This is a genomic window from Fructilactobacillus sp. X2R1C3 (assembly GCF_059901425.1).
Window position 1 is genome coordinate 173,288 of record NZ_JBWXUW010000003.1, and the last position, 16,092, is coordinate 189,379.

The 16,092-nt window shown below is 38.5% G+C and carries 18 protein-coding genes and 1 other RNA gene; 3 read left to right on the top strand and 16 right to left on the bottom strand.

Translation table 11 applies throughout. The annotated features are described in order from the left end of the window. Position 1 precedes the first annotated feature (1 nt). From rimI to AC6UDD_RS04890, 15 genes are all read right to left on the bottom strand, one after another. Positions 2-598 (bottom strand): ribosomal protein S18-alanine N-acetyltransferase, encoded by a 597-nt coding sequence (rimI, locus tag AC6UDD_RS04820; protein ID WP_500696132.1) that lies wholly within the window; start codon positions 596-598, stop codon positions 2-4. Further along, complete coding sequence (tsaB, locus tag AC6UDD_RS04825) at positions 582-1,307, bottom strand: tRNA (adenosine(37)-N6)-threonylcarbamoyltransferase complex dimerization subunit type 1 TsaB (RefSeq protein ID WP_500719201.1); 726 nt, start codon at positions 1,305-1,307, stop codon at positions 582-584. The genes rimI and tsaB overlap by 17 nt, the downstream gene beginning before the upstream one ends. Position 1,308: 1 nt before the next feature. Beyond that, positions 1,309-2,076 carry an acyl-[acyl-carrier-protein] thioesterase gene (locus AC6UDD_RS04830; RefSeq protein WP_500719203.1) on the bottom strand — a complete coding sequence of 256 codons (768 nt, stop codon included), beginning with the start codon at positions 2,074-2,076 and terminating at the stop codon, positions 1,309-1,311. Between the two features lie 16 nt (positions 2,077-2,092). Further along, positions 2,093-2,974, bottom strand: coding sequence for a 16S rRNA (cytidine(1402)-2'-O)-methyltransferase (gene rsmI, locus AC6UDD_RS04835; protein ID WP_500719205.1), 882 nt, complete (start codon positions 2,972-2,974; stop codon positions 2,093-2,095). Between the two features lie 5 nt (positions 2,975-2,979). Then, positions 2,980-3,306, bottom strand: a complete 327-nt coding sequence (locus AC6UDD_RS04840) for a DNA replication initiation control protein YabA (RefSeq protein ID WP_500719207.1) — start codon at positions 3,304-3,306, stop codon at positions 2,980-2,982. Then, positions 3,303-4,343: a DNA polymerase III subunit delta' gene (gene holB / locus AC6UDD_RS04845; RefSeq protein WP_500719209.1), complete on the bottom strand. Its 1,041-nt coding sequence runs from the start codon at positions 4,341-4,343 to the stop codon at positions 3,303-3,305. Before holB ends, AC6UDD_RS04840 begins: the two co-directional genes overlap by 4 nt. 12 nt (positions 4,344-4,355) lie before the next feature. After that, positions 4,356-4,682 carry a cyclic di-AMP receptor DarA gene (darA, locus tag AC6UDD_RS04850; protein WP_500694462.1) on the bottom strand — a complete coding sequence of 109 codons (327 nt, stop codon included), beginning with the start codon at positions 4,680-4,682 and terminating at the stop codon, positions 4,356-4,358. A gap of 11 nt (positions 4,683-4,693) precedes the next feature. Then, a complete protein-coding gene (gene tmk / locus AC6UDD_RS04855; RefSeq protein WP_500719212.1) occupies positions 4,694-5,344 on the bottom strand; it encodes a dTMP kinase in 651 nt (216 codons plus the stop codon). A gap of 97 nt (positions 5,345-5,441) precedes the next feature. Next, positions 5,442-5,660, bottom strand: coding sequence for a YaaL family protein (locus AC6UDD_RS04860; protein ID WP_500694464.1), 219 nt, complete (start codon positions 5,658-5,660; stop codon positions 5,442-5,444). A 37-nt stretch (positions 5,661-5,697) separates the two neighbouring features. Continuing rightward, positions 5,698-6,297: a recombination mediator RecR gene (recR, locus tag AC6UDD_RS04865; protein ID WP_500694465.1), complete on the bottom strand. Its 600-nt coding sequence runs from the start codon at positions 6,295-6,297 to the stop codon at positions 5,698-5,700. A gap of 14 nt (positions 6,298-6,311) precedes the next feature. Then, positions 6,312-6,629: a YbaB/EbfC family nucleoid-associated protein gene (locus AC6UDD_RS04870; RefSeq protein WP_500696169.1), complete on the bottom strand. Its 318-nt coding sequence runs from the start codon at positions 6,627-6,629 to the stop codon at positions 6,312-6,314. A gap of 14 nt (positions 6,630-6,643) precedes the next feature. After that, positions 6,644-8,452 carry a DNA polymerase III subunit gamma/tau gene (dnaX, locus tag AC6UDD_RS04875; RefSeq protein ID WP_500719216.1) on the bottom strand — a complete coding sequence of 603 codons (1,809 nt, stop codon included), beginning with the start codon at positions 8,450-8,452 and terminating at the stop codon, positions 6,644-6,646. Positions 8,453-8,584: 132 nt separating this feature from the next. After that, positions 8,585-8,671: signal recognition particle sRNA small type (gene ffs, locus AC6UDD_RS04880), an RNA gene on the bottom strand. A 50-nt stretch (positions 8,672-8,721) separates the two neighbouring features. Further along, positions 8,722-9,183, bottom strand: a complete 462-nt coding sequence (gene tadA, locus AC6UDD_RS04885; RefSeq protein ID WP_500719219.1) for a tRNA adenosine(34) deaminase TadA — start codon at positions 9,181-9,183, stop codon at positions 8,722-8,724. After that, positions 9,176-9,790, bottom strand: coding sequence for a class I SAM-dependent methyltransferase (locus AC6UDD_RS04890; protein WP_500719222.1), 615 nt, complete (start codon positions 9,788-9,790; stop codon positions 9,176-9,178). Before AC6UDD_RS04890 ends, tadA begins: the two co-directional genes overlap by 8 nt. Positions 9,791-9,947: 157 nt before the next feature. Between AC6UDD_RS04890 and nrdH the strand changes: the two genes are divergently transcribed. From nrdH to nrdF, 3 genes are all read left to right on the top strand, one after another. Beyond that, positions 9,948-10,178: a glutaredoxin-like protein NrdH gene (gene nrdH / locus AC6UDD_RS04895; protein WP_500699868.1), complete on the top strand. Its 231-nt coding sequence runs from the start codon at positions 9,948-9,950 to the stop codon at positions 10,176-10,178. 79 nt (positions 10,179-10,257) lie between these two features. Next, positions 10,258-12,423, top strand: coding sequence for a class 1b ribonucleoside-diphosphate reductase subunit alpha (nrdE, locus tag AC6UDD_RS04900; RefSeq protein WP_500719225.1), 2,166 nt, complete (start codon positions 10,258-10,260; stop codon positions 12,421-12,423). A gap of 17 nt (positions 12,424-12,440) precedes the next feature. Further along, positions 12,441-13,448 (top strand): class 1b ribonucleoside-diphosphate reductase subunit beta, encoded by a 1,008-nt coding sequence (nrdF, locus tag AC6UDD_RS04905; protein WP_500719227.1) that lies wholly within the window; start codon positions 12,441-12,443, stop codon positions 13,446-13,448. 51 nt (positions 13,449-13,499) lie between these two features. Here the strand turns inward: nrdF and mprF are convergent, their stop codons facing one another. Next, the gene (gene mprF / locus AC6UDD_RS04910) at positions 13,500-16,085 is read right to left on the bottom strand and encodes a bifunctional lysylphosphatidylglycerol flippase/synthetase MprF (RefSeq protein ID WP_500719229.1); all 2,586 of its coding nucleotides are present in this window, start codon (positions 16,083-16,085) and stop codon (positions 13,500-13,502) included. Positions 16,086-16,092 lie beyond the last annotated feature (7 nt).

Consider the following 16,092-nt stretch of genomic DNA (forward strand, 5'->3'; position numbering starts at 1 on the left):
ACTATCTTCCAAAATTATTTGGTGCCACTTTTTGCTTGGATAGATCCAGTTTCATTACCACGGCATCTTCACCATCATTATAGTAATCTGGATCAATCCCAACCTGAACAAACCCAAGGTCTCGATTTAAATCCTGAGCTTTAATATTTCCCAATCGAATTTCGATTGAAACACTTTTAAGCCTCATCAATCGGGCTCTTCTAATAACCATGGTAAGCAAAAAATATCCCAATCCACGATTTTGGAATTTGGGTAACACCGCAATATTTTCAACGTGACAATTCTTACTATCTCGAGAAATCGAACAACCGACAAAAGCAATCAATTCGTCGGCTTTCCTAATTACCAAGTATAAACTGTTTTTGTGTTTTTTTAGATCATTTAGGAAACGTTCTCGATCCCACGCTGCCTTTTTGTCGTAAACCTCTTCTTCAACATTCACGATGTCAGGGATGTCAGTAATAGAACCTTTGCCAAAATAGTAATCAACTCCATTCACATCAACAATGTGATTTTTAATCTGAAGTCCACGCTGAATCTTGGCTTCTTCCTTTTTTTTAACGTTCTTTTTTAACCATGCCTCAATTTTCTTCAACATAAGACTCGTTTTCCCTCCCCGGGTTTAACTTTTGCCAGTCTGCTTGTGCCTTGGTTAAACGAAGATAATTGGGATTAAAATTGTTAACATCAGCAACTGGTTCTTGCTTTTCCCCATAGATACCAATTTTAGCTGCTTGTGGCAAGTTATCAATTCCAGTCATGTATTTGAAATCTTTTCCGAAATGTTGTTTTAAGCGCTCGGAAAAATGAGCAACATCACTTCCAACGAATACGATGGGCTCATCAAACTTGTCCAGTTCGGTCATCCACTTATCAAAATTAACGTGTTGATCTTTAATTACCGATTCGGGACCACGATCGGAGGTCCGGTACAGACCAGTAAACAAATTATCGTTTCTACCATCAAATAATGGCACTACCAACTGGTCGTGTTTTTGCACGTTTAAAACAAGCGCCATGAGACTTGAAATACCAACCAAATCAATATTCAATGTATCGGCCAAAACTTTTCCAACCGTGGTGGCAATTCTAATCCCAGTGTATGAACCAGGACCATTACTTATAACGACCCGATCCAAATCTTGAGGGGTCAAATTGGCATACTTAACCAACTCTTCAATCACCGGCATTAAATATTCAGCATGTTTTTTGTGTGTTGTCATCGTAGTCGTCACTAGCACACGTTCGTCTTCAAGAACTGCAACCGTCAATGGTTGATTAGAGGTATCAATTGCTAAAACGTGCATGTTATTTGCTTCCTTCTTTATCCAGCTTCTCCCATTTGATTTCAGCAATCGATTTAGTATCACCGTTGACCGAAATATCGTGGATCGTTTGAATTTGATCACCGGTCTTAATGAGTTTGCTTCGACTTAAGACTGGATCACCATATGTAACTTCATCTTCATACTTAATACTTACTTGATTTGGAACATGAGTTGCCAAAAAATCATAGGATAAATCATCAACCATCCATCCAATATACTTAGCATTATTTACATGCGAATTCCAATCAATATCTGTAAAACGAACGTGATACTCAGTCGTCATCAGATTTTGTTCATCATGAATTTGAGGAATCTTTCTTAATCGTTGAATCCTTCTCACTCGATCACAATGATAAGGAGTAATCATATCTTCCTCTAATCGAACCATTTTTCTGGATTTAATGTCCATCATAACCCACAAACTACCAACATGAACTAATTCATTGCCGTCAACGTCTCTAACCCAGAACTCACGATAAGCAAAGTACTTAGTGTATGAAGTCCCCCTTGTTTGAACCTGAATTTTTTCATGAACTTTAGGAAGACGGGTAATATCCATATCTGTTTGAACAACAACCCACGTTACGCCATGTTCAATCACATGTCTGGTGCTTACACCCAGTGCTTTTGCCTGGTCCTGTGAAATCATAATAATTACGTCAATTAACATCGAAAGCGTAATGTTACCCAGTAAATTGGTTTCATAGTACTCAACTACATGGTCTTCAGAAAAAATATCTCCAGTCATCTTAATTCCTCTTATCTTATTCTATGTGGTGGTATTGATTATAAACATCCTGACGGACTAACCCATTTTGCTTAGCGACTTGTTTAATCGCACCATTGGGTTTTTCACCGTTACTAATTAATTGGTCAACCTGCTCCTCAACCGATAGTTGAGCAACGTTTTGTCCCTCTTTATGAAGTTTAAATCCGTCTGGATTCCCAGAAACTAGAATGACAAACTCTCCTCTAATCTCATTTTGTTTGGACCATTCCACTAAATCATCAAGACCGCCACGAACGTATTCTTCAAACTTCTTGGTAAGCTCTCTTGCAAGGACTGCCTGCCGATTGCCAAAAACTTTTTGCATGTTTAAGAGCGTCTTTTTAAGCCGGTGAGGTGCTTCATAAAAAAGCAAAGTTGGATATTCCTGCGCTAAAATCTTTAGTTCAGCAACCTGCTCTTGGGGCTTCCGTTTTAAAAAGCCATAAAACAAAAACGGCTGAGGTTTAAGTCCTGAAGCAATTAAACTAGTAAGGCCAGCGTTTGGTCCCGGAATGCTTATCACGGGAATATCATGCTCAATGCATTGTTTTACTAACTCGCGTCCAGGATCACTAATTGAAGGCATCCCTGCATCACTGACCTGTGCAATCGAAATCCCATCAATTAATTTTTCGACTAATTCGGGTGCTCGTTGTTCAGTATTATGCTCATGAAAACTAATTTGTTTGGTCGTAATATCAAAATGATTTAAAAGCTTCTGGGTATTCCTCGTATCTTCAGCGGCAATTAGATCAACTGCTTTTAAGATATTGATGGCTCTAATCGTCATATCATCAAGATTACCAATTGGCGTAGGAACCAGATATAAACTACCCTTGTTATGATCTGCAAAACTTTTTTGAACTGATAAATCCAATGGAATTACCTTTCTCCGTAAATGATATCGGTACAAAACATACAACTACTATTACTGTTACGCCGTTTTCCATAAAATTGGGTGCAGACATGAAATCCTTCGTTATACAATTTTTCCAAGTTTTTCTTAGACATCGAAAGTTGCTGTTTCTTTTTGCTTTTCCCATCTTTTCCCGAAATTAACTCTCGAAGATGTTCATTTTCGATCTTCAGTTCTGAATTTTCCTCGATGATTTTATCAATCTCATCACGAAGATCACCAATTTTTTCACTCATTAATTCCGATTGTGATTCCAAATTATTAAATTCTTCGTTAACATCTGATTCTTTCAATCGACTTTTGCTCCTCCTTCAATGACTGCTAAACATTTCAGGGTAATAACCTCCAAAATATTTTGGAAGCTAACGTTTAGATCTTGTTTTTTGGCACTGTTCAAGACCGTTGTGATGATTTCAATTAATTGATCATCTGATAACTGGTTAGCCATCTGCTTTAAAAGGGAATACTGATCACCAAATCCTAAACTATCAGGATTTAGTTCCCTAAACTTGACATCAAAGACATCCTTAAAAATTTGATAAATCATTTTTAAAGTCATCTGTTGCTCAAACCGACCCGTTATATTAGGCATAAAGCTAATTTGGACGCTCGTAAAAGCGCGATAATCATCATTGACTAATTCATTAAACCAGTGTTCAACTATTTCTTTAACCTTGTTAAACCAACCGTCTTCAAGCATTTTATCAATTGAAGATGAGTCTTCAGTTAATTCTAAAATAAGATTACTAGACGTTTTCGATAACCCTCTATCAGTTACGTACTTAATCAAGTTATCTTCGTTAATTTTTGGAAATTCTACCAACTGCGTTCTAGATATGATGGTTGGTAATATCTTTCGATAGTCATTGGTAAGTAAAAAGGAATTAACTTGCCCATTTGGCTCTTCAATAAACTTTAAAAGACTATTAGCAGCACTAGTAGTCATCGTATCGGCCCCGTCAATAATGAAGACCTTCTTGTTTCCCTCAACCGCACTTTTAGAAAATTCTTGTTTTAAATGTCGAATTGAATCAACTTTGATACTTCTGCCATCGGGTTTGATCATCACAACATCCGGGTGTTCGTCTTCTGCGATCCGGACGCACTCATTACAGATACCGCATGGCATACCGTTTTGAACGTTATTACAAAACAAACGCATTGCAATCGTCTTTGCAACCGCTAATTTTCCCACACCATCCGAACCCGAAAAAAGATACGAATGACTTAGATCTTGAGCCGAAATAACGCCCATAAAGTGTTGTGTTAAAGTAGCTTGTTTTTGGGTAGCCTGTTTAATTATGGTCTGAGCTAAAGTTTCTTCTACCATTATATTAACTAACTAGAAGCGATTTAATGATTCCATTGGTAAAATCATAACCGTTGCTCCTCCAACCTGAACTTCAACCGGATAAGACGTCTCACTGATGCTTCCAGCTAAACTAACCGGTGGCGTCATGTATTGTTTTCTAGTCTCACAGGTTGTTTTAATGATATCCAAAATCTCGTCGACCTTATCATCTTTAGCTCCAATCAAATAAGTGACGTTTTTAGCCTTCAAGAATCCACCTTTAGTGGATAATTGGGTCGCCTGGATCTTATGTTTGATGAATTCAGATTGTAATTTGGCTGCATCCTTATCCTGGACAATTGCAATAATTAACTTCATAACTGATCCTCCTATTTACTTTCGTTAAAATATCTAGCTGCTCTCTTATACAATACGGAAATGACCTGATCTACTACTTGTTCAATCGGCTTAGTAGCATCAACCTTAATAACACGCTTAGGATTCTGCTTAGCAATTTCATCATAAGCTCCATGAACCCGAACATAAAAATCGTGTTCTTGAAGATCCAATCGATTAACTTCCCCACTCCGATGTTCAGCAATGCGATCTAATCCAACGTCTACCGGGACGTCAAAATAAATGGTGGTATCGGGCATTAAACCTTCAGTAGCAAACTGGTTCATTGCTAAAACAGCGTTCTCACCAAGTTCTCGGCCCGCTCCCTGATACGCAATTGAGCTGTCAAGATAGCGGTCGCACAAAACTAATTGACCGGACTTTAAAGCTGGCAAAATAGTCTTAACTAAATGCTCTCTTCTAGCCGCCGCAAACAAAAGCGCCTCACAACGGTCATCCATATCTGACTCGCTTTTATTCAAAATTATCTGACGAATTTGCTCGGAGACTTGGTTTCCACCTGGCTCACGAGTAGTTAGCAATTGGTCTTTAAGCATTGGTTTAATTTTATCAACCACCTGATTTAAAACAGTGGTTTTCCCGGCACCATCAGTGCCTTCAAACGTAATAAATTGTCCAGTCATATTAGATTCAGTCCCAGCATTTTTGCTATTTTCATTGTACTTTAAGTTATATTTATTGTCTATTTAAAAAGCCAGCTAGGATCTAGCTGGCTTACGTTTAGTTTTCATATACTGACGGTTGAATCCGATCATTTTTAATGTTTCGTTTTCGTGCTTGCCGATACATAAACATGTATTTTTGCTTTGTAAGCATCGTTTGTGCAAATAAGTGACTGTCCGTTTCGGAAACAGCTTGTTCAGTTTGCACGGCCTGATCCCAATCATTTTTTAAAAAATTAATGGTATCAAGCAATTGGTCATCATAATTTTGCTTCATAGAACTATATCTAAATAACGAAAACATCGTTAATACCTCACATTTCGGTCCGTCCCGAAACTGCCTTTGAAAGGGTCATCTCATCTGCATATTCGATGTCACTTCCAACTGACAGTCCATGAGACAATCTGGTAACTTTAATGCCTGCTGGCTTAATTAACTTTGCCAAATACATTGCCGTTGCTTCTCCCTCAGGAGTGGCATTAGTAGCAATGATGACTTCTTTAACTTCTTCATTTTTTTGCAGTCGTTTGATTAAGGAACTGATATTGATGTCTTCAGGACCTTTCCCCTCAATGGGGGAAAGTACTCCGTGTAAAACGTGATAAAGACCATTATAATCCTTCATTTTTTCCATCGTCATCACGTCTTTAGACTGTTCCACTACCATAATCTTACTTTGATCACGACTTTCATCGGTACAGATCTCACAGGGATCGGTCTCGGTGATATTGCCGCAAATTGAACAAAACCGCAAATCATTCTTAGTTGAAGTTAAGGCATCCGCAAAGTTTTTTACATCGGTTTTATTCATATCAACCGTATAAAACGCCAATCTAGTAGCGGTCTTTCTGCCAATTCCTGGCAAATGCATGTAACTATCGATTAGCTTAGCAATTGGTTCTGGGTATTGCATTTAAATCCCTTCTTCTACATACCTGGAATATTCATTCCCTTGGTATACTTCCCCATCTTATCTTGAGTGGTCTTTTCAATCTGTGAAAGTGCATCATTAACCGCACTAATTACTAGATCTGAGAGCATGTCTGGATCGTCTGGATCAATGGCCTCTGGTTTGACGTTCATGTCCTTCATCTTGCGGTCACCAGTAAAGGTAACGGTCACCATGTCTTCTGGAGCTTTTCCAGTGAACTCACTCTTCTCGATTTCTTCTTGTTCATTTTGCATTTGTTGTTGCATCTTACGAGCTTTTTGCATCATCTTTCCCATGTTCATTCCGTTCATAATTATTCTCCTTTTAATTAATCATCTTTAACATCAATTATATCATCACCAAACATCTGCTTGGCAGTATTAACCGAATCATTGTTATCTTTATCTTTGGTCGTCTCAGTTTGTTCTTGTTTTTCGTAAGCTTCGTTCGTATTAGAAGTCGCTTTTTCTGACTTTGAGTTTGACCGATTCTCTTCATTATGAGACCGGTGATTTTTAAGGTAGTCACTTCTAAGTTGTGGCCATTCATCATTTGGTACAAACACAACCATTGGAACAAATCCTAAAATACGATCAAGACCATTTTGAAGTGCATCCATCAAATCACCATCGGTTCCAGCCTTCTGATACAAAAAACCATAATCAAAGGCGACGACGACCCCTTTATCACTCGCAGCAACTGGGTTTGAGACATGCATCACGGCTCGTTGCGTGACCGACAACGACTGAAGTAATTCCTGCCAGATATCCTGATAAGTAGTCAGATCTTTTCTAGTAGCTTTTCCTAGGATATCGTAAACCTTCGTCAAATTAACTCGGACCTGTTTAGTCGAATCATGATGACTAGACTCAGCAGTTGGCTTAGATTTAGTGGACTTGGGTTGCTTATCCTCATTAGTCGACTGTTTTATAGTCGAAGCATTTCCCAGTTCCGACTTTAACTCACTAACTTGATTTTGCAGTTCAGACAGTTGCTTTTTTAAAACTTTCGTATCCTTATCATCGTTTTTTGATTCGTTATCTGGGTCATTTTCTTTTTGATTTGCCAGTTTAACGGTTAAAATATCCAAATAAACATCGGGATGAGACGAATAACGCATCTGATTTTGAACGTCACTCATAATTTCAACGTAATGATAAATTAAATTACTATCCACTTTATCAGCAATCGTCTTAAAATTGTCGCCTAAAAGTCCAAGTTCGCTCTTTTGGACCATTTCTGGATCCTGATGATATAACAAAATGTTCTGACAATAATCAATTAAGTCCTCAATAAACTGATTAGCGTCTTTGCCGTCATCAAGAATTTCTTGAACCATTTTTAAACCCGTCGAAACATCTGAATTAAAAACAGCCTCAAAGTAAAACTGAATTCGATCCCTGGTGACACTGCCAGTGACTGACAGGGCACTTTCATATGTCACCTTATCATTACTGTAGGAAAGGGCTTGGTCAAGGATACTAAGTGCATCACGCATCCCACCTTCAGCACTTTTAGCGATTACCTTTAGCGCTTTGTCATCGTACTCAATGCCCTTTTTTGAAAGGATGTATTCCATTCGTTGCAGGATATCACTAGCTTTGATTCGTTTGAAATCAAAACGTTGTGTTCGCGAAATGATGGTAGCAGGAATCTTTTGGGGTTCAGTGGTAGCCAATATGAAAATGACGTGTTCTGGCGGCTCTTCTAGCGTTTTAAGCAAGGCATTAAAAGCCCCCGTTGACAACATATGCACTTCATCAATGATATAAACTTTATATTTACCTTCCGTTGGGGAATACTTCGCCTTATCGCGAATATTTCTGATCTCTTCGACCCCATTATTAGAAGCAGCATCAATTTCAATGACATCATTAAACGCACCCTTATTAATTGCTAGACACGTTGCACACTCATTACAGGGCTCGCCATCCTTTAAATTAGGACAGTTAACCGCCTTGGCCAAAATTTTAGCGGCGGAAGTTTTTCCCGTTCCACGGGGACCCGTAAATAAATACGCATGACTAATCTGGTTAGTTATCAATGCGTTTTTTAAAGTCTGCGTAATGACCGGCTGCCCAACAATTTCATCAAATCTTTGTGGACGCCAGGTCCGATACAATGCTTGATAACTCATGAAATGCTTCCTTTCGCCAAAAATTGGTACCATTCATTATTATATCTTGAAAATTGATGAAATGCTAATAACTTTAAACGACATTTTGTCCAAAAAAAATCTCCCAGTCAAACGACTAGGAGTTTAATTTCTAAAAACGAGAAGCACAAGGCAAAAGATACTTAGTGCTGCTTCCTTCCGGACCTGACACGGTTCGTAAGTCTGCCCTTGCTTCAGGGCCTTACGGCACTAATTATCATAACCGAAAAATCCACAAATGTCTAGGACTATTACCGTGATTTGCGTTTATCTTTAAAGAATTTCTTCATCATACTACCAGATTGGGTGGCTTTCAATCCACTTGTCACTTGAACCTGATGGTTTTGTCTTGAATCATTTAGGGTGTGGTAAAGACTTTCAACGGCTCCAGCTTTTTCATTTTTTACTCCATATACTAATCTTTTAATCCTGGTATTAATAATCGCACCAGCACACATTAAACAAGGCTCAACCGTCACGTACATCTCACAATCATTTAAACGCCAACTCTTTAAATTGATACACGCTTCTTCAATCGCAATGATTTCAGCATGCTCGGTTCCAATCTCCGTGTGCTCACGCAGATTATGTCCTTTTCCAACAATTTGACCGTCCTTAACGATTACTGCTCCAATCGGTACTTCACCAATGACGTAAGCATGGTTAGCTTCATTTAAAGCTTGTTCCATAAAATACGCATCATTTTCATTCATTTACGACTTCCTTTCTACTCTTTAAAATGTAATATCCCTTATCTCGTTTAACGATTTGTACGTTACCAAAAACCTTATTCATTAATTTTTTAGCCGAGGGTGCTCCCTGCTTCTTTTGTAAAACCACCGTCAATGTCCCATCATTAACCAGGTGGTCATAAGAACCCGTAATCATTTCATCGACAACTTTTTTTCCAGCACGAACGGGCGGATTAGTTATAATGCCCGCATACTTTTGGGAAATATTCTGGTACCCATCAGAAGCAAAGATATCTACGTTATCAATCTGATTGAGATCTGCATTCTGTTTAGCCAGTTTTAATGCTAAATTATTGACGTCTACCATAGTAAAATGCCGTTCTGGATTTGTCTTGGCCAAAAATAGACCAATCGGGCCGTAACCACATCCCATGTCTAAGATTGCTCCCTCAGGCATTTCATTAACATCCACATTATTAATCAAAACCCTGGAACCATAATCCACGGTATTTTTAGAAAACACACCGTTGTCTGTCACAAAACTCAGCGTGGTTTTAAGTAAAGAAAAGTTCCAATGTTTTTCCTCATGTTTAACATCGGGATTTGCGGTATAATAAAAGTCGTTCAAAATTAATCACATCCTAAAAAATAATATTTAAACCATAAACACTATATATAGCGTCTAATTCTTATTAATTTCACTATATATGGTGTTTTTTCTGTTGAAAATTTCACTTTTTGAGAGTAAACTCATCAAGTGAAAGATATCAAGGAGATGAAACAAAATGAAAAAAATTACTGTATTTACCAAGAACAATTGTATCCAATGCAAGATGACAAAACGTTTTCTTAGCGAACACAACGTTGACTTCGTTGAAAAAAACACATCCGAAAATCCGGAATACGTCGACTACCTAAAGGGTGAGGGATTTCAAGCTGTTCCAGTTGTTGAGAGTCAAGCCCTTGAAGCATTTAGTGGGTTTCAACCTGACCAATTAAAGAAATTAGTTGGTTAAATTTTTCATATTTATAGTATAGTACAAAACCAACGTTTCAGATATTTCGTATGACACGATTAAGGGAGAGTAATCCAATATGTCTTTAAAAGATTTGCACGATGTTACGTATTACGAATTAAATAATGAAATTAATATCCCTGTCGATGGCAGAATTCAATTGGAAAAAGATCAGGAGGCTTTAAAAGCCTTTTTCAAAGAAAACGTTAATCCAAATACCGTTAAGTTTGATTCTCTAAAAGATCGTTTTGATTATTTAATTAAGCATAATTACATTGAAGAGGATTTTGTAAATAAATATCCTTTTTCATTCATCGAAAAATTATACAAGTATTTGGAAAAACAAGATTTTCACTTCAAATCATTCATGGCTGCATACAAATTCTATGCCCAATACGCTATGAAAACTGATGACAATTCCATGTACTTAGAAAGCTACATAGACAGAACCGCAATGAACGCCCTATTTCTTGCTAATGGCGATCAAAAGCTTGCCATGGATCTTGCTGATGAATTAATTCATCAACGCTTTCAACCTGCTACCCCAACTTTTTTAAACGCTGGAAAGAAACGCAGGGGTGAGTTGATTTCGTGTTTTCTACTTCAAACCACCGATAACATGAATACCATAGGTCGCACCATTAATTCTGCCCTTCAATTATCCAAAATTGGTGGTGGGGTTGGGATCAACCTTTCTAACCTCAGAGCGGCTGGCGACCCCATTAAGCACATTCAGGGAGCAGCTAGTGGCGTTCTTCCCGTAATGAAATTACTAGAAGACAGTTTTACCTATTCTAATCAATTGGGCCAAAGAAACGGTGCTGGAGTAGTCTATCTAAGTGTGTTTCATCCCGACATCATCCAGTTCTTAGGGGTTAAAAAGGAAAATGCCGACGAAAAAATTCGGGTTAACACTCTTTCACTTGGTGTAGTTGTCCCAGATAAATTCTACGAATTAGCCAAAAACAATGAAGATATGTACTTATTTAGCCCGTACGACGTTGAACGTGAGTATGGCGTTCCTTTTTCTTACGTCGATATCACTAAAGAATATGACAATATGGTCAACAACAAGGATATCCGCAAAAAGAAGATCAGAGCTCGTGAACTAGAGACTGAAATCGGTAAGTTACAACAAGAGTCCGGCTATCCATACATTATCAATATTGACACCGCCAATCGCGACAACCCCGTTGACGGCAAGATCGTCATGAGTAACTTGTGTACTGAAATTATGCAAGTCCAAACCCCATCCATTGTTGATGATGAACAAAATTATGAACAACTTGGAACCGATGTTTCATGTAATTTAGGGTCAACGAACGTTGTCAATTTGATGGCTTCTCCTGACTTCGGCAAATCAGTTGAAGCCATGGTCAAGGCTCTTACTTTTGTGACCGATCATTCCTCAATTAACGTTGTTCCATCAGTTAAACGTGGAAATGAGTTAAGTCACTCAATTGGTTTAGGAGCCATGGGTCTTCATTCTTATTTTGCCAAAAATCACATGTATTATGGTTCAAAAGAATCCATTGAATTTACCAGTACCTACTTCATGTTATTAAATTACTGGACCTTAAAGGCCTCAAATCAAATGGCCAAGGATCGCGGTAAGGTCTTTCATAACTTTGACAAGAGTAAGTACGCTGACGGTTCTTATTTTGATCAATACGTAAATCAGAGTTGGGCGCCAGCTTCCGATAAAGTCAAGTCATTGTTTGATGGCATCTTTATTCCAACCGAAAAAGACTGGGAAGCTTTAAAGAAGTCAGTCATGGAATATGGTTTGTACCACCAAAACCGAATGGCGGTTGCTCCAAACGGTTCTACCGCTTACATTGGTGATGCTACCGCTAGTCTGCACCCGATTGTTCAAAAAATTGAAGCCAGACAAGAATCCAAGATTGGAACCATCTACTATCCCGCTCCATACCTTTCTAATGACACCATTCCTTACTACGAATCAGCTTACGACACGGACATGCGAAAGGTGATTGACGTTTACGCCGCCGCCCAAAAGCATGTTGATCAAGGAATGAGTCTGACTCTCTTCATGCGTTCAACCATTCCTGAGGGTCTATACGAATGGAAAGACGGTCGAAGCAATAAAATGTCCACCAGAGATTTAACGATCCTTCGTAATTACGCCTACAAAAAGGGAATTAAGTCGCTCTACTATGTTCGGACATTTACCGACGATAACACCGAAGTTGGTGCTAATGAGTGTGAAAGCTGCGTAATCTAATCCTTAGGAGGAAATTTATGGACATTAATAAAGTTTTAACCGGAAAGTTACAGGGAAACTACAAGGCCATTAATTGGAATTCCATTGGCGACGAGATTGATAAGGCCACCTGGGAAAAATTAACCGAACAATTTTGGCTTGATACCAGAATTCCGTTATCAAACGATTTAAAGGATTGGCGTTCACTTGACGATGATCATAAATGGATTGTTGGTCACGTTTTTGGTGGCTTAACTTTACTCGATACCTTACAGTCTCAAGACGGAATGGCTGCTCTTAGAAAAGATGCTGTTACTCAACATGAGATTGCAGTTTTAAATAACATTCAGTTTATGGAATCCGTTCACGCTAAAAGTTATTCATCAATCTTTTCAACTTTAAACACGCCCGATGAAATTGATGAAATCTTTCACTGGAGTGATACCGAAGAATTTCTTCAAAACAAAACGAAAAAGATTTATCAGTTGTACCATGATGATGGTCATCCGTTAAAAAAGAAAATTTCAAGTGTCTTTCTTGAAACATTTCTTTTTTACTCCGGATTTTACACCCCAATCTGGTATCTAGGTCATAACGAACTTCCAAACGTCGCTGAAATCATTAAATTAATTATTCGTGACGAATCGGTTCACGGAACGTACATTGGCTATAAATTTCAGGTTCAGTTTAACCAATTAGGTGAAAACGAACAAAATGATTTAAAGGACTGGATGTATAACTTCCTGTACGATCTTTATCAAAACGAGGAAAAGTACACTCACCTCCTTTATGACCAAGTAGGATGGTCTGAAGACGTCTTAACCTTCATTAGATATAATGCTAACAAAGCACTAATGAACCTCGGGCAAGATCCAATGTTTCCAGACACCGAAGAAGACGTCAACCCAATCGTTATGAACGGGATTTCCACTGCCACTGTCAACCATGACTTCTTCTCACAGGTTGGTAACGGCTATCGACTCGGTAACGTTGAAGCAATGAGTGATTCTGACTATAACATTGGTGATAAAAAGAACCAAAAATAATCATACGACTAATAGAAAAGCAGTTTCAGAACTAATCTGAAACTGCTTTTCTTATGGCATGTTTTCTTCAACATTCTCAATCGTCGGTCGTTCACTAACCACCGATAAGAGCTGTAGCATCGTGAATACCAATGAATTATCCTTACGGTATACGAAGTACTTAGACACCCAGTTATCGACGTATTTTTGCTTATAAGACCGCAATCCTTGAAAGCTATAGAACGCATCACCATATTGATAAATTAAGTGAGCAATTTTTTCGTTAATAAAACTAAATTTGGATTCACCCACATTAGCTAGGGGTGCCATTCCTAGGTTAAACCACTTATAACCCTCGTCCTTTGAATACCTGAATAGATGAATGAAAATTCCATCCATAATTCCAGATGGAGCATCGTTTCCCGAACGCATTAAGTCAACCGAAGTCATTACTCGGTCACCAGTCGGCATGATGTTAGCAAAAGCTACAATCGCATCATCTTTGTCCCGAATAACGGCAATTGGTGCCTGATTCAAGTAGTATGGATCAAAGAAACCTAATGAGAAGCCCTTTTCATCACGTCCATTGAGCCACTCATCAGAGATTCGTTTAAATTCACCCATCTGTTCCTTAGAAAATGGTGGGTCTAAAACTTCAAAACGATAGCCTTCCCGGTCGAACTTATGCATTAAAGCCCGTTCACCTCGATGACGCTTGCCGGTAAGCGAAAAGTCCGTTAAATCAACGTGACCCTCTTCTCCAGCCTTAATAAAGTCAAAGCCCTTTTCGTGAAGCAACATTGTCAGTGATTCTCCCACTTCGTAAAATACCAGTGAGAAATCGGCTTTATCAGCATCGCTCATGAACTGATCAATCGCAGGATCTAATTTATCCTGATTTCCGATTGGTTCACCCATCACAATTAACTTATTGGCCTTCTGTTTATACATGAAAATGACTTCGTCTTCACTATCTTCAGCGTAGAAGTAAACCTTTTTATCACGCAAGAAGACTAAGTGACTAACTTCGTTTCCACCAAATTTGCGAATAACATTGCGAATTCTAACTTCATCAAAGGGTTGATTCAACCATGGGATGCGAGCGTACGTTAAGTACTTGTACAACATAAACAGGATAATAAAGGCAATAATAATGCCCACAAATCCAGTTAGCCAGACTTGTTCAGATGGCAAAAGATACACATTCATCATTTTGATGGGAGCGTGTCTACTAGACAAGTTATGATTACTCATGTAGATTCCGATGATAGAATACATTAAGAAAGTTCCAATGAAAATGATGCCGTCAAAAATTGCATTTCCCCACGAGTACGTGAGTTTTTGCCGGTACATACCCTTTCTTGATAACCACAAACAAATAATGATAAATCCTAGTAGTAACGTTAATTTTAGTGGAAAGTCCTCTTTCCACAGGGTGTTAGCAATGGCAAACAACAAAATGATAACGGTTGGCCAGAAAGCTTTGTGGACTCTTGATCCTACTCCACGTGCTAATCCAATCAATAAGATTCCAATAATCACGTTCGACAACTGTCCTAAAAAGAAGAGCGTGTATGGCGCTAGTGATAAGTAGAGTGGATTAACAAGAGCCAAATTAGGAATAGTCGCATACAAAATCATCATGATTCCCGAAAAGTACATAAAAATCGTAATGATCAGCTGAGCCGACCTGTGAACAATCGTTTTCGGAATATCATCAAGAAAATTGTTAATTCGGGCTCCCATTTCGTGGAAAAAGAGAAAGGCCCCCACGAAAAACGGGAGAAAATAGTAGAAAATTCGGTACAACAGCACCCATACGGCAGCAATTGTCGGTGACACCCCAAGCAAACTAAGGCTCCCAATCATCATCGTATCAAAGGACCCAAGACCACCCGGAAGCATTGAGACAACTCCAAAAACATTAGCAGCAATAAAAATGGGGAAAACGTCCCAAAGGTTAATGTTAAGTTTCATGAAGTATCCAATAATTAAAAACAACATGGCACAGCTGCCCCATTCAAGGCAGGAACCGAGGATCAATTGAAACTCCCGTTTTAAGGTTAAATCACTAAAAAACTCAGAATTACTGAATCTGGTAAATAGGAAAATCACTGGAAAATAAATTCCCCCACCGACTAACCAAATCCAGTCCTTGGCATACTGAGATCCAATGCCAAATCCAAAGATCAAGACTAACGAAACCAAACAATAGGTAGAAAGTCCTGCTAGTAAGAATAAAGCAATCTTAGAAATGGCGTATAACACCTGTTTCTTACTAGCGTCTTTACCATAAAACATCGCCCTCAGACTGGCACCAAGAAAGCCACCGAATCCAGCAATATTGGTAAATGTGTTAACGATCCATCCACTCTTGACAATGTAGGACGGTTTAAACTTGCCAGGCAGAAACTCCGTAATGGTAAAATCATATATTAACATTGGCAATACAGCCACAAATCCTAAGATCGTTAAAATAATTAACGTCGTTGGTGACTGTGACGCAAGGCTCGCTCGCATTTCCTTTCCGTTAATCTCAGAAAGCACGTGAGTCGCCTCATAAACAACAAACACAAGGACCAGGGTGACAAAAATCCCTTTAATCCATGCAGAATATTTGTTATAGAAATCCATAACTTTATTAAATGCTTTTTTCAATTGTTAA

Bases quoted from the DNA above. Each gene is read 5' to 3' on its own strand.
- rimI (WP_500696132.1), bottom strand. From the start codon at position 598: ATGTTGAAGAAAATTGAGGCATGGTTAAAAAAGAACGTTAAAAAAAAG.
- tsaB (WP_500719201.1), bottom strand. From the start codon at position 1,307: ATGCACGTTTTAGCAATTGATACCTCTAATCAACCATTGACGGTTGCA.
- AC6UDD_RS04830 (WP_500719203.1), bottom strand. From the start codon at position 2,076: ATGACTGGAGATATTTTTTCTGAAGACCATGTAGTTGAGTACTATGAA.
- holB (WP_500719209.1), bottom strand. From the start codon at position 4,343: ATGGTAGAAGAAACTTTAGCTCAGACCATAATTAAACAGGCTACCCAA.
- darA (WP_500694462.1), bottom strand. From the start codon at position 4,682: ATGAAGTTAATTATTGCAATTGTCCAGGATAAGGATGCAGCCAAATTA.
- tmk (WP_500719212.1), bottom strand. From the start codon at position 5,344: ATGACTGGACAATTTATTACGTTTGAAGGCACTGATGGTGCCGGGAAA.
- AC6UDD_RS04860 (WP_500694464.1), bottom strand. From the start codon at position 5,660: ATGAAGCAAAATTATGATGACCAATTGCTTGATACCATTAATTTTTTA.
- recR (WP_500694465.1), bottom strand. From the start codon at position 6,297: ATGCAATACCCAGAACCAATTGCTAAGCTAATCGATAGTTACATGCAT.
- dnaX (WP_500719216.1), bottom strand. From the start codon at position 8,452: ATGAGTTATCAAGCATTGTATCGGACCTGGCGTCCACAAAGATTTGAT.
- tadA (WP_500719219.1), bottom strand. From the start codon at position 9,183: ATGAATGAAAATGATGCGTATTTTATGGAACAAGCTTTAAATGAAGCT.
- nrdH (WP_500699868.1), top strand. From the start codon at position 9,948: ATGAAAAAAATTACTGTATTTACCAAGAACAATTGTATCCAATGCAAG.
- nrdE (WP_500719225.1), top strand. From the start codon at position 10,258: ATGTCTTTAAAAGATTTGCACGATGTTACGTATTACGAATTAAATAAT.
- nrdF (WP_500719227.1), top strand. From the start codon at position 12,441: ATGGACATTAATAAAGTTTTAACCGGAAAGTTACAGGGAAACTACAAG.